An 18,198-nucleotide genomic window follows, 5' to 3' on the forward strand; every position below is an offset into this window, starting at 1 on the left:
CGCCATGACCAACAACCGCCTTGTCGCCGGAGCCGTCGCCGGGGTCGCCGGCATCCTGGTGGGACTCGGCGCGGTGTTCCTCGGCGGATTCCTGGCCTCCGAGAACAGCCCGTCCACCGACCTGAACAACATCAGCCCGAACAACGGATTCGTCCAGGGCTCGGTGGACTACGGTTCGCGCGGCGGAGCCGGCGAGACCAACTGACCCGTCCACGACGCCGCCGGTCCCGGCGTCCCCTGATCGACAGCAGCAGCAACTGAGTACCCCGCCTTCGCCACCGGATCAGTCCGTCCCGACCCGGTCTGGGCTGGGTCGGCGCGGCGTCGCCGTCGTCGCCGCGATCTCGCTGCTCATCTGTCTCCTGCAGTCACCCGGCCGCATCGCGGCGGACACCAAACTCGACCTCACCGCGAATCCGCTCGGTTTCCTCGCCCGCGCCGCGCATCTGTGGACGCCGAACGCGCCGATGGGGCAGGTACAGAACCAGGCCTACGGCTACTTCTTCCCGCACGGCGCGTTCTATGCGCTCGGCGATCTCCTCGCCGTCCCGCCGTGGATCGTCCAGCGTCTCTGGTGGGCGGTGCTGCTGACCGTCGGCTTCGTCGGCATCGTCCGCCTCGCCGAGACCCTGCGGCTGGGTTCGCCGGCCTCGCGGATCATCGCCGCCGTCGTCTTCGTCCTGAGCCCCCGGGTCCTGACCACCCTCGGCTCGATCTCGTCGGAGACCTTGCCGATGATGCTCGCCCCGTGGGTGCTCGTGCCGGTGGTGCGCGCGCTGGACACGCGCGCCGACGACGACGCTCCGCCGCTCTGGCGCGAGGCCGCCCGTACTGCGGCCGCGGTGGCGCTGATGGGTGCGGTCAACGCCGTCGCGACGCTGGCGGCCCTCGGGGTCGCCGTCCTGTGGTGGCTGCTGCACAGTCCGCGCGACCGCCGATGGCGGCGGTTCGGAGCCTGGACCACGGTCGGCCTGGCCCTGGCCTGCGCGTGGTGGGTGGTCCCGTTGCTGATCCTCTCGCGGGTGAGTCCGCCGTTCCTCGACTACATCGAATCGTCCCGGGTCACCACGCAGTGGACGTCGCTCACCGAGGTGCTGCGTGGGGCGAGTTCGTGGACGCCGTTCGTCTCGCCGGAGCGCGTCGCCGGGGCGGTGCTGGTCACCCAGCCCGCCGCAGTCCTGGCGACCGGGACGATCGCGGCCGCGGGTCTGGCCGGACTGTGTATGCGGCACATGCCGTTCCGCGGCCGGCTCGTCGCCATCCTGGGCGTCGGTCTCGTCGTGATGTGCGTCGGCTACGCGGGCGAACTCGGTTCACCGGTCGCCGAGCAGATGCGCGTCTTCCTCGACGGGACCGGCGCACCGCTGCGCAACATCCACAAATTCGAGCCGCTGCTCCGCATCCCCCTGGCGCTCGGCGTCGCGCACCTGCTGGCGCGGGTTCCCCTTCCGGGAACCGCCGGTCGCCGGGAGACGCTCTCCGCCTTCGCCCAGCCCCAGCGGTCGCGTCCGGTCGCCGCGGCGATCGTCCTGCTCGTCGCGGTGATCGGTGCCGGGTCGCTGATGTGGACCGGCCAGCTCGCACCGAACGGCACGTACGAGTCGATTCCACGTCACTGGCAGCAGACCGCCGACTGGCTGGCCGAGCACAGCGAACGCGACGACGGCGGCCCACCTGCCCGCACGCTGGTCGTCCCCGGGGCGCCGTTCGCCGACCAGCTGTGGGGACTCACCCGCGACGAACCGCTGCAACCCCTCTCCGACACCCCGTGGGCGGTCCGCGACGCGATCCCGCTCACCCCGCCCGGCGCGATCAGGGCCCTCGACTCCGTGCAGCGCGAGATCGCCGCGGGCCGCGGCTCGCCGGGCCTGGCCGCCACCCTCGCCGGGCAGGGCATCGGATTCGTCGTCCTCCGAGCCGATCTCGATCCCGAGACCTCACGGTCGGCCCGCCCGCTGCTCGCCCAGCAGGCACTCGACGAGTCGCCCGGACTCCACCGCGTGGCCGAGTTCGGTCCGCAGATGGGGCCGCCGAGTGTTCGAGGGGTGGTGCGCGACAACGGTTTGCGGCCCGCAATGCCCGCGGTGCAGATCTTCGCCGTCGGCGCTCCCGGCTCGCCGGCCGCCGGCACCGGCCCCCGACTGGTCGACACCGCGGGACTCCCGCGGGTTGCCGGTGGCCCCGAGGCCGTCGCCGAACTGGCCGAGGTCCGAGCACGTCAGGGGCTACCGCCGCTCGGGCCGGTCGTCCTCGATGCCGACGCACGCCGCGCCGGGATCACCGACGGCCCGTTGATCGTGACCGACACGCCCAGCGACCGGGAGACCGACTTCGGCCGCGTCGACGATCACAGTTCGGCGATCCGGGCCCCGTCGGACCCGCGGCGCACGCAGAACGCCGTCGCCGACTACCCCGTCGACGGTCAGCCGCTGGTCCACGGGGAGTGGTTGCTGGACAACCGGAGTGGCGAGGTCGAGGTGTCGACGTCGGGATCGGCGGCCGACGCGGTGCAGCCCGGGCAGACCTCACCGGCCAACTCGGCGGCCGCGGCCTTCGACGGCAACCCGCAGAGCGCCTGGGTGAGCGGCGGGTTGGAGAGCGCGGTCGGACGATGGATGCGCATCGGTTTCACCACGCCGCGCACCGATCTCGCGCTGACCCTGACGACTGCGAAGGCACTCGGGCCCGATGTCACCAGCGCACTGATCACCACCGAGGCGGGCAGCACGGTGGTCTCGGGGCTCGAACCGGGTGAACCGATGACGGTGACCGCACCCAGTGGAGCCACCCGCTGGGTGCAGATCCGTGCGCTCCGCACCGACGACGGCACGGCCGGAAACCAATTCGCGCTCGGCGAGGTCACGGTGTCCGATCTGCGGACGGCGACGCCTCTGCGAATCCGCCATCGCGTGGTGCTGCCCGAGCTCGAGGCCGGCACCGAGGTCGCCCAGTGGCTGCTCTACCAGGAGTTGTCCGGCCGGGCGTCCTGCGTGTCCGACCCGGCGCGACAGATGACAAGGTGCGCACCGGGACTCGGCCTGTCCCCGGAGACGTCCGCGGTGTTCGGGCGCGCGCTCTCGGTGCCGTCGGATGCCACCGTCTCCCCCACCGCGATCCTGCGACCCCGACCCGGCGATGCTCTCGATCGTCTTCTCGCCGATGATGGGGTCACGGCGCGCGGCCCCCGCCCGGTGACCGATCCCCGCGGCGGGCCCGCGGCCGCCGTCGACGGCGATCCCGGAACATCGTGGACCGCACCGGAGATCCCCGATGAGCGGACGTCGCGAGCGGGTGCCGCCGATTCCCCGGACGACGAGGACGCCGCGGCGAACGAGAACAGTCCCACCCTGGTCCTCGATCTCCCACGGCCGCAACGGGTCGACGCGCTGACCATCGTCGCACCCCGGGGTTATCCCGCCGCACCCACCGAGGTCGCGGTGGACCTCGGCACCGGCGAGCAGATCCGCGAGGTCGACGAGAGCGGCATCGTCCGTCTCGATCCTGCGGTCACCGATCGCATCGAGATCACCATCCGCGCCCAGTCCGACCTCATCGACGTCAACAGCCTCGGATTCGCCAGTCCCGCACCACCGGGGATCGCCGAGGTCCGCGTGTCACCGTCGACGGCGACCGGTACGGACGCCGACCGGGTCGTCGAGATCGGCTGCGATGACGGAATCGGGCTGACCGCCGCGGGTCAGGTCGTCCGGATGTCCGTGCGTGCCCGCGCTTCTGACCTTCGAAGCGGGCAACCGGTGATCGGGCGCCCGTGCGGCGACGGCGGGCTCGCCCTGCCCGCCGGACAGCAGGAGGTGTCGGTCAATCCCGGCGACGCCTTCACCGTCGACGCCCTCTCGCTGGTGAACGGAGACCCGGTGTCGGCACCGGCCTCGACGTCCCCCGAGGTGAGCGAGTGGTCGGCGGTGCGGCGTGCGGTGACCGTCGAGAGCGGACCGCAACGACTGCTGGTCGTGCCCGAGAGCACCAACCCCGGATGGCAGGCGCGGCTCGACGGGGTGTCGCTGCGGCCGGTCGTCGTCGACGGCTGGCAACAGGGCTGGATCGTTCCCGCCGGCGCTGCCGGAACCATCGACCTGACGTACCGGTTCGATTCGCTGTACCGCTGGTCGCTGGTGATCGGCCTGGCACTGATGGTGCTGTTGCTCCTCGCGGCCTGGTGGCCGTCGGCGCGCCGTGCCCCGCCCGGGGAACCCATCGTGGTCCCGGCCGGACGCGGCACCATACTCCTCGCCGGGGGTGCGGTGCTCGCCGCCGCGTGGCTGATCTCGGGCTGGTGGGGGCTCGCGGCCGCCGTCGTGGTCGGCGCCGTCGCCGCCGCGCTACCGCAGAAGTCAGGCGTCACAACTGCATTCGTCGCGATGATGGTGGCGACGATCGGCCTGGCGGCCGGACCGTGGCACGCCTCCGGCGGCTACCACGGCTCGCAGTGGTGGGTTCAGCTGCCGGCGCTGGTGGCGGTGTCGATGACCGCGTGGCTGGTGTTCTGGTCCGCCATCGACGGTCGGTCCCCGACGGGTGGACTCGCGGCGTCGTGGCGCGAGCGGTTGCGACGACGACTCTCGCGGTTGCGCAGCCAGTTCCGCGTCGGCTCCTCGATGAAGGCGTAACTGGCCGCGGACACACCGATCGACAGAACGAGCGTGATCACCAGCACCAGGAGGGTGTCACCGCTGAACGGCACGATGCCGAACAGCGGGAAGACGACCGCCAGGACCGCGACGTGCCAGATGAAGATCCCGTACGACCATCTCCCGAGCGCCAACATCACGCGCGAGGTGAGGATGCGGAACGGCCCCTCATTGCACACCAGCGGTGCCAGCAGCGCATACCCGCAGAGGGCGCCGAGCACCATCTTGGTGGCGAACTCGGTCTCGGTGACGTCGCCGAGTCCGGTCGGTCCGGCGAGCCTGGTGCACGCCAGCGCGTAGGCGACGACGAGCACGCCCAGCATCAGCGGACGGTTGGCGCTGAGGCGGATCACACCCGCCATCCAGCGTCCCGAACGGGTGGGTCCGGACGCCCCGGAGGCCGAGTCGAGGACCCCGGCGATCTCGGCCAGGATCAGACCCGCGACGAACCACGGGAGGTGACCGAACACCCAGTTCTTGGTCTCCACACCGTCGGCCACGGGCAGCGAGGTGCCGACCCAGGCCCAGCCCAGGCTCACAGCGCCGAGAGCCACCAGCGCAGGGACACGCGCACGCAGGCGACGACCACGCAGCCGCAGGAGTGCAAAGCCGATGAGCGGCAGCAGGGCGTAGAACGCGATCTCGACCGAGAGGCTCCACATCTGCGTCAGACCCGCCGTGAGCGTGAGTGGCACGAAGACCTGGGTGAGCGTGAGATTCGCCAACCAGACCTGGGCGTCGGCGCCCTGCGCCTCGGGGAGCAGCAGGATCACCAGCACGACCACGACCACGTAAGCCGGCCAGATACGGACCACCCGGTGGCGGAAGTACCTCGACACCGACGGATGCCCGCCACCGCGATGCGCGGCGTCGACCCACGGCCGCCAGAGCAGGAAGCCGGAGAGCGCGAAGAACAGGGCGACCGCGAGGTCGAGGCGACCGAGTACCGGTCCGAGCACGGGGATCTCGACCGCCCGCGTCTGGAACGCCACATGGGTGACCAGGACCCCGATCGCGGCGATGGCCCGCATGCCCTCGAGCTGCGGATAGAACCGCCGGGCGGAGCCGGCGGCTGCCGGGGCGATGGGATCGGGGTCGGTGCTGGTCATGCTGCTGACAGGGTAGCCGGGACGCGTTGCGTACCCTCGCCTCCATGTCCTCGCCGTCCTCCTCGTCGCGATCAGGGCCGCCGTCCTCCGGGTTGTCGTCGGATACCGAGACCCGTCCGGAGCCGCATCGCTGGTCGGCCGCGGACCTCGCCGGCCCGACCCTGATCTTCGTCGGCGCGTTCTTGCTCGCGGTGACGATCGCCCTGCCGACGTTGCTTGTCGGCGGATTCCGCACCATCCCGCTGAGCACGGACTTCACCACGGTCGCCACCGCCGATGACGCGACGATCTTCGACCGGTGTTCGCTCGAGACCCGCTCGGCGCGCGCCGTCGACGCCGACCTCGTCCGCCAGCAACGCGTCGTCGCGGTGCAACCCTCCGACGAACACCGGGTGACCCTGCAGGCCGGGACGTCGATCCAGGCCCAGGCGCTGCGCATCGACGGCCGTGAGGTCGACCCGGGCGATCCGCGTCCCGGCGTCGACCCAGGGGGTTCTCAGGCAGATGATCCGGCGCAACCGTGCAACGACGCGACGGTCAACGCGATCAAGGACCGGGTGACGCTCGACCGGAAGAACGCGCTGCCCCGGCTCGCCGCGCGCGGGGCGTCGGAGATCCAGTACGACAGCGGTCAGGCCGCCGTCCTCGTCCCGGATCGGCGCGGCGTCACCTATCTCCTCCCGTTCGACACCGAACCGGCCGATCGGGAGTTCTTCGACGCCGTCACCCGCACCACCGTGCCGCTGGTCTACGACGGCGACACCGAGGTGCACGGCCGCGACGTCGACCGGTTCCGCGCCGAGGTGCCCGACACCGATCTCGCCCGCGCGGCACTCGGCAGGCCCGTCGGCACGAATGTCTCGATCACGCGGCCGGCGTCGTGGTTCGGGGTCGGCGACACGAGTCGCCCGCTGACCGCGAACCTGCACCACCGCAGTTCGTGGGACCTCGCCGTCGATCCCCGGACCGGCACCATCGTCGACGCGACGATCACCGTCGACGAGGTGTACCGGTTTCCCGACGGCACGCCGGGTGTACCGGCCGACTTCAAATTGCCGCACCTGCGTGCGACATTCGCCTACGACGAGGACACCCAGACCCGGATGACGGACCTCGCCTCCGATCTCGCGACCCCGATCCTGATCTGGGGCCGCCTCGTCCCGATCGGCACCGCTGTCCTGGGCGTGGTGGCGTTGCTGGCCGGGCTGGTGCTCACCAATCCGGCCTGGCTGCCCGCCCGGTTCCGCCGCCGACGTGGCGCGGAAACCGTTGACGGGCAGCCGGAGTGACCAGGATCGGTCAGGAAGCCGACTCGGCGGCGAGCCTGCCGAGGGTGTCGTCGAGCTGAGCCTCGGTGACGAGCGGGAACTTGACCTGCTCGAGCAGCTTCTTGTCGGTGACCTTCGACCAGTCGTAGGTGTGGCGCACCAGGGTCTCGTTGGGGCCCTGGGACTCCAGCTCCCACAGCCATTCCCATCCGGGCGGCTCGGTGCCGGCGGGTGCGGTCTTCCACGCCAGCAACTTGTCCTTGGCGTAACCCGTGACGTGGTTGTCCGTCTTGTACTCGCCACCCATGTGGTCGCCGGCCATGTTCATCGTGAACACGTCCCCCACCTGTTGGATGCGGTCGGCGTGGTCCACGCCGCGGATGAATCCCGAACCGTCGAGCGCCTGATGCCGTTCGGGATTGGAGAGAATGTCGAACACCGCGTCGACGGGCGCCTCGATGATGCGTTGGACAGTGACCTGTGTGCTCTCGTTGTCGCTCATCACACAACACTGCCGAAACTTCGGGAACTCGGCAACGTCCGAGATCGACACGTCGCTCAGCGCGCGACCGCCCACGTTCCCAGCGCGGCGATCGTGACGGCCACCGCGGCGGTCCCGGCGACCCCGATCACCGACCCCGCGAGGGTGACGATGACCAGCACCTCGGCGGCCACGACCACCCAGGTGCCGAGGGCGACGCGCGTCCGGTCTCGCGCGATCGCCGACAGCAGGACGACCTGCAGGACGGCGAGTGCGGCGCCGATGTAGGCGAACAGCCACAAGATCGGCACGAGGGCGTCGTAACCGTCCCCGAAGACGAACGGGACGATCGGACCGGCCGCACCGGCCAGCACGGTCAGCACCACTCCGATCCCGGCGACCACCGCGACCGCCTGTCGCAGCGACGCCGCCGAACGTGCGGGGTCGGCGAGGCGCGGATAGAAGACGACGCCGATGGCCTGCGGAAGCCAGAAGGCGACCTTGGTCGCGATCGCCCCGAGCGCGTACACCCCGACCTCCTCGGCGTCGAGGACCCGGGGTGAGAGCAACAGGTCGATCGACGAGGCGACGATGAGCACCAGCTGGACCTGCGACGCGCGGACCACGCTGAGCACCCCGGCGGTACCCGACGGCGCGCGTCCCGACCGGCCGTCGCGCGCCACCGACCACACCACGAGCCAGACGACGACTGCCGCGGCGGCGGCACCCAGCGTCCCGGCCAGCAGCCCTCCGGCGGGCCCGGCACCGGCGGCGAACGCCCCGATGATCGGCACCGATCGGGCGATACCGACCACGGCCAGCACCCAGGACAGCACCTGGAACTCGCCGCGTCCCTGCAGAATCCCCTGACCTGCGGCGATGAGCGCGAGCAGCGGCGCCGAGGCGAGTGCTGCCGCCGTCGTCGCGACATCGGTGCGCAACAACAACGCGACCAGTGGGGTGGCGACGGCGGTGAACACGACGACCCAGAAGGTCGTCACCAGGCCCAGCCTGCGGAGCCGTCCTTCGTCGCCGCCGAGGACGACCTCCCGGGCGATCACGTTCTGCAACGCCATCGCCGGCACGCCGAGCACGAGCATCGCCGACAGCAGCACCGCGAACTCGCCGTACTCGCTGACGTCGAGGAAGTGCGCACTCGCGGTGAGGTGCACCACGTACATGCAGACGTTGGCCACCATCGAACCGACCGCCACCGACCCGACGGCGCCGACCGTGCCCGTTCTCCGGCGCGTCTGCTGCATGGACCAAGTGTGCCGACCTCGACGTCGCGGCGTCGCACGGGGCGGGCACGAGGTAGCGCGGGGGACGCGGGCGATCTGCTTTGCACGTGCAGTCGTGCATAGGCAACGATGGGGCGGTTGCTGTTGCCGAGCGCGGGATCCACCGATCGCGCGTGTTCACTGGACCGAGAGACCCTGATGTACGACGACAACCCCTACGACGCCGAGTCGACCGACATCGGTTCGCGCATCGACCCGGTGCTGGCGCGGAGCTGGCTGCTGGTCAACGGCTCCCACTATGCGAAGTTCGAGCCGGCGTCCCGTTCGCGTGCCGACATCGTCGTGTTGGACATCGAAGACGCGGTGGCCCCCAAGGACAAGGTCGCCGCGCGCGACAACGTCGTCCGCTGGCTCGGGCCGAAGGACGGCACGCACGGCCCCGGCGCCGGAGACTGGGTCCGTGTCAACGGGTTCGGCACGCCGTGGTGGGCCGACGACCTCGACGCCCTGTCGCAGACCGCCGTCGGCGGCGTGATGCTGGCGATGGTCGAGTCCGTCGACCATGTCACCGAGACCGCCAAGCGCCTGCCCGGCCTGCCCATCGTGGCGCTCGTGGAGACCGCGCGCGGACTCGAGCGCATCAGTGAGATCGCGGCCACGAAGGGCACGTTCCGTCTCGCGTTCGGCATCGGGGACTTTCGCCGCGACACCGGATTCGGCGACGACCCGCAGACCCTCGCGTACGCCCGTTCACGTTTCACCATCGCGGCCAAGGCCGCCCACCTGCCGAGCGCCATCGACGGGCCGACGGTCGGTTCGAGTGCCCTGAAGCTCAGCGAGGCGACCGCGGTGAGCGCCGAGTTCGGCATGACCGGCAAGATCTGCCTCACCCCGAGTCAGTGCGCCCAGGTCAACGAGGGCCTGTCCCCCTCGCAGGACGAGATCACCTGGGCCCGGGAGTTCTTCGCCGAGTTCGAGCGCGACGGCGGTGAGATCCGCAACGGTTCCGACCTGCCGCGGATCGCACGGGCGACCAAGATCCTGGACCTGGCCCGGTCGTACGGCATCACCGAATCCGACTACGACGACGATCCGGTGCACGCTCCCGCGCCGTCGGACACCCACCACTTCTGAAGGGGATCGCCGCGGTGACTCCCCGACGACTGCTGCCGGCCCTATACGGCACCAGTATCGGTGCGACCGCGGTGATCCTGGCGCCGCTGCTGCCAGGGCTGATCGGCATCGGCGACCGGTATCTGCTGTATCGCGATGCGGTGTCCACGCCGCGCACCCACGTCACGGACACCACGCTCGGGATCGGCGACCTACCGCCGCGCGCCGTGCCGCAGGACTGGTTCCTCGCGATGGCCAGCACCGTCGTCGACGGCGGCATCGTCGTGCTGGCGGTTCTCGCCGCGGCCCTGGTGTTCGCCGGTGTCGGCTACGGACGGCTGGCGGCCCGGCTGGTCCCGGACGCCGGACGCACGGGTGCCGCGGCCGCCGCGCTCGTCGCGATATGGAATCCCTATGTCGCCGAACGGCTCCTGCAGGGTCACTGGAGTCTGCTGGCCGGGTTTGCGGCACTGGGGTGGATTGTCGTCACGGTCCTCGACCTGCGGGAACGCCCACCGCAGTGTGAGCCGGCACCAAGCGCAGCGAGGCGAGACACTCCGCTGGTTGAGCCGGCACCGAGCGAAGCCGCCGGGTCGAGTAAGCGACGAAGGAGCGCATCGAGATCGAGGAGCCGAGTCGAAGCCACCCGGCGACCGGACCCCCGAGCACACACCGTCCGGCTTCTTCAGCTGGGCGGGCTGTTCGCCGTCGCCGGGCTGACGCCCACCGGTTCCGTCCTCGCCGGAATCGTCTTCGCGACAGCGCTTCTGGCACGCCCGATCGGGCTGCGACCCACGGCCGTCGCCGTCGCGCTCTGGGTCCTCAGCGCCCTGCCCTGGTTGCTGACGTCCCTGATCACCGACGCCCCGACCACATCGGCGGCCGCCGGGGTCGAGGCGTTCGGCCTGCGGTCGGAGCCGTGGCTCGGGCCCGTGGGCACGGTCGGGTCACTGGGCGGGATCTGGAACGCCGACGCGGTGCCGGCGAGCCGGACCATCGGATGGGCCGCGGTGGCCACCATCTGCCTGCTCCTCGTCGTCGCGGTCGGCGCCGGCCACCTGTGGCGCCGTCGCCGGCAGCTCGATCCGCTCGTCCGCGCCATCGCCGTGCTGGCGTCGGTCACCGCGATCCTGTTGCTGCTGAGCACCTTCGGACCGGTCCGGGCGGGCCTGGGGTTCGTCGTCGAACACGTCGGTGGCGGTGGGCTCCTCCGCGACACCCAGAAGTTCTCGGCGCTCCTCGTCCCGGCGGTCGCGGTCTGCGTCGCGGCGGCCGTGGCGGCGGCGAGGCGGCGTGTCCCTTCGGGATTCGCGTTCGCCGCGGTCGCATTGCTCGTGGTGGCACCGCTCCCCGACCTCGCGTGGGGAGTCGGTGGTGCGGTGCGCGCGATCGACTATCCCGACGAGTGGCGGCAGGTCGCCGACATCGTCCCGCCGGCACGCGGTTCGGTCGCCCTGTGGCCGCCCGGCACGGTCCGCGAGTATCCCTTCGCACGCGATCCGTCCCTCGATCCCGCCGCTCGGACGTTCCGCGCGCCGGTCGTCGAATCCGGTGAGCTCCGGGTCGACGGGGAAGTGATCGATCCCGCCGGAGAACACGCCGCAGCCGTGACGCGGGTACTGGAGTCCGGCGGGTCACCGGCCGCGCTCGCCGCGCTCGGCGTCGGGTGGGTGGCGGTCGAGAACGACGATCCGCCTGCGCAACTCGCCGCGTCGGGGCACATGGTCTTCGACGGGCCGTCGCTGCGGTTGTATCAGGTGACCGGCCCGGCGGATCGATCCGCCGACGACGCCGACCGCGCGATCGCGACCGGCGCGCACCTCGCGTGGGCCGCGCTGCTCGTCGCGGGCCTGATCAGCGCCGGCGTCGGCGTGGCGCGGACGACACGGCGTCGAACGTCGCCATGAATCCGTCGCACGTCGCCGACCACGAGTAGCGACTCGCCTTGGCTTGCGCGTTCCGTCCGAGCCGGCCCGACTCATCCGGGTTGTCGATGAGTTTCCTCGTCGCACTGGCGAGTTCGTCGACACCGTCGACCAGCAGCCCGGTGTGTCCGTCGTCGATCGAGTCGGCGAGTCCGACCGCACTGCGATAACCGATCGTCGGGACACCGTGCTGAGCGGCTTCGACGACGGCGAGGCCCCATCCCTCCTTGCGCGACGGCATGAGGTGGACCCGGGCCCGGGCGAGGAGTTCGTGCTTGCGTCGTTCGTCCACGTGGCCGTGGAACGTGACCGCCCCGGTCACCGCGAGTTCGGCTGCGGCACGGTGCAGTTCGTCCGACCACCAACCGCCGCCGATGACATCGAGGTGGGCGTCGACCCCGTCGCGACGCAACCGTGCGAGCACGGTCAGCGCGTCCTCGACCTGCTTGTGCGGAACCAGCCGCGACAACACGCAGAGCCGAACCGGGTCGTCGAACATGGCGTCGCCGGCGCGATCGGGCGCCTCGATGCCCTCGGGCAGCGGATCGATCCCGTTGCGCACGACCGCGATCCGCTCGGCGTCCACCCCGAGTGCGACGAGCTCGGACTTCGACGGCGCGGAGACGGTGACGTACCGATTGCGACGATGGATCCGGGGCGACACCCGCGACTCGAGAAACCACCCGATGTGGCCGAGGAGGCGACCGGCCACCGGCCACTGCTCACGGTGACAGTGGTGGACGAGGACGACCGTCGGCGCCGGCGACACCAGCACCGAGAAGAACGGCACACCGTTCTGTGTGTCGACGACGACGTCCGGTCGGCACCCCGCCAGCGGTCCCAGACCGAACCGACCGCCGAGGATCGTCGCGAGCATGCGCGGATACACACTGATGCGTCCGCCGGCACGGATGAACCGCATGCCGTCCCGCTGCTCCTCGCGGACGGACCCGGGGTAGGCGGAGGTGAGGAAGGTGACGGTCGCGCCGCGTCGGGCCAGTTCGGCGCCCACGCGTTCCAGATAGGTCTCACTGCCGCCGCCCTGGGGGTGGCGGGTGTCCCGCCAGCACAGGAGCAGGACGTTCGACGGTGCGCGCATTGTCGGTCAGCCTACCGACCGGAGGGTGAACGCCGGTACCCGCCGCACTAGAGTGACCCGACGATGACCACTCCACTCTCCGGTGCGCGGATGGCCCGGCTCGCCACCCTGCGCCGCGCCGCGGGACTGCTGAACGACTTCCGCTTCGAGCAGTCCGATCCCGCGCGGTTCTACGGCGCGCTGGCCGCCGACACCGCGAGCATGGTCGAGGCGTTCGTGCCGGATCTCGCCGGCGCCGCTCCCGACGGGGCGGTGGTCCTCGATGTGGGCGGCGGCCCCGGGTACTTCGCCGACGCCTTCCGCGCCCGGGGCGCCCACTACGTCTCCGTCGAACCCGATCCCACCGAGATGCACGCCGGCGGGCTCGAGCATCGCGGGTCGGTCCGCGGATCGGGCCAGGCGCTCCCCTTCGCCGACGGTTGCGTCGACGTGTGCCTGTCGTCGAACGTCGTCGAACACACGCCGACCCCGTGGCAGATGGCCGACGAGATGCTGCGGGTGACGCGTCCCGGCGGCGTCGTGATCATCAGCTACACGCTGTGGTGGGGACCGTTCGGCGGTCACGAGATGGGCCTGACGCACTATCTCGGCGGCCATCGGGCGGCGCGGCTGTACACCCGACGCCACGGCCGCCCGCCCAAGAATCTCTACGGCACATCGCTGTTCGCGGTCTCGGCGGCCGACGGCCTGCGCTGGGCCCGTGCGGCAGCCGGCAGTGGTCGCGCCGAACTCGTCGCGGCGTTCCCGCGCTACATCCCGCGCTGGATGTGGTGGGTCATGCGCGTGCCGGTGCTCCGCGACGTCCTCGGTACCAATCTGGTGCTCGTCCTGCAGCGACGCTGATCCGAGAAGACCGTCGCCGGGAGCCTGTGTCCTGATTCCTGCTCCCTGAGGTGCGAGCGAAGCGAGCCACGAAGGGCCGGTGCGTCGAACTCGCCAGCCCCTTCGAGGCTCGTCGCTTGCGCTCCTCACACCTCAGGGAGCAAGAATTCGGTGCCCGGACTACTCCGCAGCGAGGTCCGCAGTGCAGTTGAGGGTGCCGCCCTGGCTGGTGGCGGCGGCGAGCTGTTCACCGTCGGCGAGGATGGCACACGACACCGGGCCGCGAACCACGATGGCGGACAGGCTCGCACGGGTCCCCTCGAGTTGCACCCGCTGCGACCAGGGTGACCCCGTCGCCGGGATCACGGTCGGCGACCCCGGGCCACGACGGAACGTGAGCGCGACGACGTCGCCGTTCCCGGTCAGCTGGTAGGTGATGGTTCCGGAGCGCTGCGTCGTCGTCGTGGTCGACGTCGTCTCCTCGGTGGTCGTGGTGCTCGACGGCGTCGTCGCGCTGGTCGTCGCCGGTTCGCTCGACTCGGTGATCGACGACGATGCCGCGCTGGTGGAATCACCATCGCCCGAGCGGGTCACCAACACGACGACCAACCCGAGCACCACCAGCGCGATCAGGGCGGCCAGCGCCAGCCCGATCGTCCGTCCCTTCGATCCGGACCCACGGGGCGGCTCACCACCGGCCGGCGCGTCGTACGGCGACGACGCATACGGCGCACCGCCGGTGTACTGGGGATCGGTGTATTGCGGCTCGGTGTACGGGCCCGGATACGGCTGGCCGCCCTGGTGCGGCTCGGTGTACGGACCCGGTTGGTGCGGCTCGGTGTAGGGGCCGGGATAGGGCTGCCCGGGGTGCTGCTCGGTGTAGGCCTGCGACGGCGGCGCCGACGGGTCGAAGTCCGGATCGAACTGCCGGGTCTCCGGCGGATCGTTCCGCGGATCGTTGGGATCGCCCTCAGGTGGTCGGGTCATGCGGACGATTCTGTCATCCGCGGATCGGTCCCGACCCGACCACCACGAACCTGCGTCAAATGTCGGCGATCGCTTCGAGCGGTCCGGTGCGCGCGGCACGAACGGCCGGCCACAGGGCGGCCAGCACGCCGACGATCGCCGACGCCACGAGAGTGATCACGATGAGCGACCACGGGATCACCGGTGCGCCCAGCCCCCATTCGGCGAGCGTGCGTACCAGCGCGACGCCGATGACGGTCCCCAGCAGCACACCCAGGACGGCACCGAAGATCGAGATGAGCACCGACTCGAGATAGATCGACCGCCGGACCTGGGCCCGGACCATGCCGATCGCCCGCAACATCCCGATCTCCCGTTTGCGCTCGACCACCGACAGCGCGAGCGTGTTGATGATGCCGAGCACCGCAATCAGCAGGGCCAACCCGAGCATCGCGTACAGCGTGCCGAGCATCTGGTCGATCTGCGACGAGATCTGACCCTTGAACTGGTCACGGTCCTGGATCTGGACCGTGAGGTACGCGGCCGTCGCCTCCTCGAGGTTGCTGCGCAGGGTGTCGAGGTCGGTGCCCGGGGCAGCGTTCACGAAGAGCGTGACGTTGACCCGCGCGAAGGGTGGGACCAGTTTCTCGTAGACATCGGGACCCACCACCCACGGTTGCAGCGCCTCGTTGTCGGCGTAGACGCCGGCGATCGGAACCCGGACCTGATCGCCCGTCGCGGAGGTGAACGTGACCACGTCGCCTCGCTTCCAGCCGTTCGACTTGCCGGTCCGCTCGCTGATGAGCATCCCGTCGGCGGGCAGATCCGACGACGCGCCGTCCTGCATGTCCATCACGGTCACGCTGTTCAGCGGTCCGCCGAGCGCGGAGAAGCCGGTCTCCGACTTGTCGTCGACCTTGGCCTGGACGATGCCGAACGACACCACCTCGGCGACACCCGGCACACCGTCGATCGCCCCGGTCACCGCCGACGGCAAGGGCGACTGGTTGGTGCCCGCGACGATGTAGTCGGCGGTGATACCCGCGTCGACGGCGTCGTCGACCGTGCCCTTGAACGACTGTCCGAGGGTGCCGATGATCGCGACCAGCATCAGTCCGAGCGTGAGCGCGAACGCCGTCGCGGCAGAGCGACGTGGGTTACGGACGGCGTTGGTCCGGGCCAGGCGACCGATCATGCCGAACGGTGCGCCGATGACGCGGCCGAGCACGCTGACGAACGGGCGGGCGATCGCCGGGCCGATGAGGACGGCCGACAGCACCGCGCCCGCGGCGCCGGCACCCACCGTGACCGCGGGGCCCGCTCCTTCGCCCATCGCACCGATGACGATCGCGGCGATCGACGCGACGCCGATGACGGTCCCGAGGATGGTGCGGTTGCGCAACGAGGCCGACCCCTCGGCGGCCGATGCGCGCATCGCCTCCACCGGCGGCACCCGGGCAGCTCTCGCCGCGGGCACCCACGCGCTGACCATCGTCACCACGACGCCGACCAGGATGCCGGCCAGGATCGCTTCCGGACCGACGGCCAGCTCACCGTCGGGCAGACCCGAAGTCGCGCTGGTGATTGCTTTCAGCCCAGCAGCCAGGCCGATGCCGATGGCGAGCCCGAGCGCGCCGCCGAGCACGCCGACCACGAATGCCTCGAAGAGCACAGACCGCGACACCTGACGCTGGCTCGCGCCGACCGCCCGGAGCAGTGCGAACTCCCGGTTCCGCTGCGCGACGATCATCGAGAACGTGTTGTAGATGATGAAGGTGCCGACCACGAGACCGATCGCGGCGAACGCCAGCAGGATGTACTGGAAGATCTGCAGGAACTCGTTGACCTGCGCCTTCTGGTCTTCACGGACCTGATCGCCGGTGCGGACGTCGTAGAGATCCGCGTCGGCGCCGAGCGCGGCGATGATGCGTTCCTGCAGCTGTTCCGGGGTGACCCCGGCGACGGCCGACATGTCGACGACCCCCACATGCTGACCGTCGGTGAACAACCGGGCCGATGTCGCGGCATCGAACTGCGCGTTGACGTAGCCGCCGGTCGAGCTGGGCGCGTCGACGAGACCGACCACGGTGACCTCGAGCGGTGTCGATTCGCCCTGGCCGACGACGACCTTCGTCTTCGACCCCACCGTCAGGCCGGCGGATTCGGCGGCCGACGTGTTCAACACGATCTCGCCGGCGTTCTCGGGGCCGCGCCCGCCCGGCAGGATCCGCGACTCGTCCGGGTCGAGGGCCTCCGCGGGCGGGATGTAGGTGCTGCCGACGCTCGGGGCGCCACCGGTCTGGATGGCCTTGCCGCCGGAGTCGGCGACCGTGATCAGGCCGTTGTTGTTGACGACGAGTTTGTCGATGCCGAACTGCGCGCGCTGATCCCGAAGTTGATCGACGATAGAGTTCGGCACTCCCGGTGACTGCCGGTCGGCGGGGGTCACCTCGACGGCCACGCCCTGGGCCGCGCTGTCGAAGATGTCGTTGAACGCCTTCGAGATGGACCCGGTGAACACCATCGACCCGGCCACGAAGGAAGTGCCGAGGACGATCGAGAAGAGCGTCAGGAAGAGTCGGAGCTTGTGCGCGCGGAGGTTTCGGAGCGAAACCCTGCGCATCACCGAGGAGGAGGCCACGGCTCAGTGCGCTCTGGCGGTGTCGGGCGCAGGCACGTTGTCCAGGTTCTTCATGACCTCGAAGACGTCGTCGGCGGAGGGCCGCGAGAGCTCCTGCACGATCTGGCCGTCGGCCAGGAACACCACGCGGTCGGCATACGACGCGGCGCGCGGATCGTGGGTCACGATGACGACGGTCTGCTTGAACTCGTCGGTCGCCGCCCGCAGGATCGACAGCACCTCGCCGGAGGACCGGGAATCCAGGTTGCCCGTCGGCTCGTCGCCGAAGATGATCGACGGCTTGCCGATCAGCGCGCGGGCACACGCCACACGCTGTTGCTGACCACCCGACAACTCACTCGGAAGATGTCCCAGCCGGTCGGTGATACCCAACCGGGCCACCACGGCGTCGAACCATTCGGTGTCGACGGTCCGGCCGGCGATGTCGACCGGCAGCGTGATGTTCTCCTTCGCCGTCAGTGTCGGCACGAGGTTGAACGCCTGGAAGACGAAGCCGATGCGGTCGCGACGCAGCATCGTCATCGCCTTGTCCGACAGCGCGGTGAGATCGGTGTCGCCGATGAACACCTTGCCGTCGCTCGCGACGTCGAGGCCGGCGAGGCAGTGCATCAGGGTGGATTTGCCCGACCCCGACGGCCCCATGATGGCGGTGAACTCGCCCTCTCGGAACGAAATCGAGACACTCTTCAGGGCTTCGACGGCGGTGTCGCCGACGCCGTACCGCTTGGAAAGGTTGTCGGCTCCGGCAGCCACCGCATGCTTGGGCGCCCCGAAATCATCGCCACCGTCGTCTCGAGCGGCCACATCAGTCGTCGTCATGCCATCAACCGTGCCAAATCCTGCGCCGGTTGGCCATCAGGTATCACCCTGACCCCACCCTGAGG

The 18,198-nt window shown here is 70.5% G+C and carries 12 protein-coding genes and 1 pseudogene; 6 read left to right on the plus strand and 7 right to left on the minus strand.

From position 1 onward, the window contains the following. Positions 1-4: 4 nt before the first annotated feature. Both BCM27_RS22990 and BCM27_RS26355 read left to right on the plus strand, forming a co-directional pair. A complete protein-coding gene (locus BCM27_RS22990; protein WP_004023745.1) occupies positions 5-205 on the plus strand; it encodes a DUF2613 domain-containing protein in 201 nt (66 codons plus the stop codon). Between the two features lie 148 nt (positions 206-353). Further along, a pseudogene (locus BCM27_RS26355) lies at positions 354-3,617 on the plus strand (alpha-(1->3)-arabinofuranosyltransferase); the annotation flags it as partial. 839 nt (positions 3,618-4,456) lie between these two features. On the opposite strand, the gene BCM27_RS23000 reads toward BCM27_RS26355, so the two are convergent. Next, entirely contained in the window at positions 4,457-5,758 is a 1,302-nt protein-coding gene (locus tag BCM27_RS23000) for an acyltransferase family protein (protein WP_004023747.1), read from the minus strand. Between the two features lie 44 nt (positions 5,759-5,802). Here BCM27_RS23000 and pgfA point away from each other — a divergent pair, with 44 nt between their 5' ends. Beyond that, a complete protein-coding gene (gene pgfA, locus BCM27_RS23005) occupies positions 5,803-7,047 on the plus strand; it encodes a cell envelope lipid trafficking protein PgfA (RefSeq protein ID WP_033206001.1) in 1,245 nt (414 codons plus the stop codon). A gap of 10 nt (positions 7,048-7,057) precedes the next feature. Here the strand turns inward: pgfA and BCM27_RS23010 are convergent, their stop codons facing one another. Together BCM27_RS23010 and BCM27_RS23015 are read right to left on the minus strand one after the other, a co-directional pair. Continuing rightward, a complete protein-coding gene (locus tag BCM27_RS23010; protein ID WP_004023749.1) occupies positions 7,058-7,528 on the minus strand; it encodes an SRPBCC family protein in 471 nt (156 codons plus the stop codon). Positions 7,529-7,584: 56 nt separating this feature from the next. Continuing rightward, a complete protein-coding gene (locus BCM27_RS23015) occupies positions 7,585-8,769 on the minus strand; it encodes an MATE family efflux transporter (RefSeq protein ID WP_033205998.1) in 1,185 nt (394 codons plus the stop codon). A gap of 177 nt (positions 8,770-8,946) precedes the next feature. Here BCM27_RS23015 and BCM27_RS23020 point away from each other — a divergent pair, with 177 nt between their 5' ends. Together BCM27_RS23020 and BCM27_RS23025 are read left to right on the plus strand one after the other, a co-directional pair. Then, positions 8,947-9,882, plus strand: coding sequence for an HpcH/HpaI aldolase/citrate lyase family protein (locus tag BCM27_RS23020; protein WP_033206021.1), 936 nt, complete (start codon positions 8,947-8,949; stop codon positions 9,880-9,882). A 14-nt stretch (positions 9,883-9,896) separates the two neighbouring features. Then, positions 9,897-11,768 carry an MmpA family trehalose lipid delivery protein gene (locus tag BCM27_RS23025; protein ID WP_004023752.1) on the plus strand — a complete coding sequence of 624 codons (1,872 nt, stop codon included), beginning with the start codon at positions 9,897-9,899 and terminating at the stop codon, positions 11,766-11,768. Here BCM27_RS23025 and BCM27_RS23030 read toward each other — a convergent pair. Then, a complete protein-coding gene (locus BCM27_RS23030) occupies positions 11,716-12,885 on the minus strand; it encodes a glycosyltransferase family 4 protein (protein WP_004023753.1) in 1,170 nt (389 codons plus the stop codon). The two genes, BCM27_RS23025 and BCM27_RS23030, sit on opposite strands and share 53 nt — an antisense overlap. Before the next feature lie 63 nt (positions 12,886-12,948). Between BCM27_RS23030 and BCM27_RS23035 the strand changes: the two genes are divergently transcribed. Next, entirely contained in the window at positions 12,949-13,728 is a 780-nt protein-coding gene (locus tag BCM27_RS23035; RefSeq protein ID WP_004023754.1) for a class I SAM-dependent methyltransferase, read from the plus strand. A gap of 159 nt (positions 13,729-13,887) precedes the next feature. Here BCM27_RS23035 and BCM27_RS23040 read toward each other — a convergent pair whose 3' ends face one another. Genes BCM27_RS23040 through BCM27_RS23050 form a run of 3 tightly spaced genes read right to left on the minus strand, consistent with a single transcriptional unit; the run spans position 13,888 to position 18,133 of the window. Further along, complete coding sequence (locus BCM27_RS23040; RefSeq protein ID WP_004023755.1) at positions 13,888-14,694, minus strand: hypothetical protein; 807 nt, start codon at positions 14,692-14,694, stop codon at positions 13,888-13,890. A gap of 55 nt (positions 14,695-14,749) precedes the next feature. After that, positions 14,750-17,296 (minus strand): ABC transporter permease, encoded by a 2,547-nt coding sequence (locus tag BCM27_RS23045; protein WP_033206018.1) that lies wholly within the window; start codon positions 17,294-17,296, stop codon positions 14,750-14,752. A 21-nt stretch (positions 17,297-17,317) separates the two neighbouring features. Beyond that, positions 17,318-18,133 (minus strand): ABC transporter ATP-binding protein, encoded by an 816-nt coding sequence (locus BCM27_RS23050; protein WP_004023757.1) that lies wholly within the window; start codon positions 18,131-18,133, stop codon positions 17,318-17,320. Positions 18,134-18,198: the final 65 nt, after the last annotated feature.

The sequence above is a fragment of the Gordonia terrae genome, assembly GCF_001698225.1.
In the GTDB taxonomy this organism is placed as follows: Bacteria; Actinomycetota; Actinomycetes; order Mycobacteriales; family Mycobacteriaceae; genus Gordonia; species Gordonia terrae.

Coding starts and splice junctions, on each gene's coding strand:
- BCM27_RS22990 (WP_004023745.1), top strand. CDS start 5: ATGACCAACAACCGCCTTGTCGCCGGAGCCGTCGCCGGGGTCGCCGGC.
- BCM27_RS23000 (WP_004023747.1), bottom strand. CDS start 5,758: ATGACCAGCACCGACCCCGATCCCATCGCCCCGGCAGCCGCCGGCTCC.
- pgfA (WP_033206001.1), top strand. CDS start 5,803: ATGTCCTCGCCGTCCTCCTCGTCGCGATCAGGGCCGCCGTCCTCCGGG.
- BCM27_RS23010 (WP_004023749.1), bottom strand. CDS start 7,528: ATGAGCGACAACGAGAGCACACAGGTCACTGTCCAACGCATCATCGAG.
- BCM27_RS23015 (WP_033205998.1), bottom strand. CDS start 8,769: ATGCAGCAGACGCGCCGGAGAACGGGCACGGTCGGCGCCGTCGGGTCG.
- BCM27_RS23020 (WP_033206021.1), top strand. CDS start 8,947: ATGTACGACGACAACCCCTACGACGCCGAGTCGACCGACATCGGTTCG.
- BCM27_RS23030 (WP_004023753.1), bottom strand. CDS start 12,885: ATGCGCGCACCGTCGAACGTCCTGCTCCTGTGCTGGCGGGACACCCGC.
- BCM27_RS23035 (WP_004023754.1), top strand. CDS start 12,949: ATGACCACTCCACTCTCCGGTGCGCGGATGGCCCGGCTCGCCACCCTG.
- BCM27_RS23040 (WP_004023755.1), bottom strand. CDS start 14,694: ATGACCCGACCACCTGAGGGCGATCCCAACGATCCGCGGAACGATCCG.
- BCM27_RS23045 (WP_033206018.1), bottom strand. CDS start 17,296: ATGCGCAGGGTTTCGCTCCGAAACCTCCGCGCGCACAAGCTCCGACTC.
- BCM27_RS23050 (WP_004023757.1), bottom strand. CDS start 18,133: ATGACGACGACTGATGTGGCCGCTCGAGACGACGGTGGCGATGATTTC.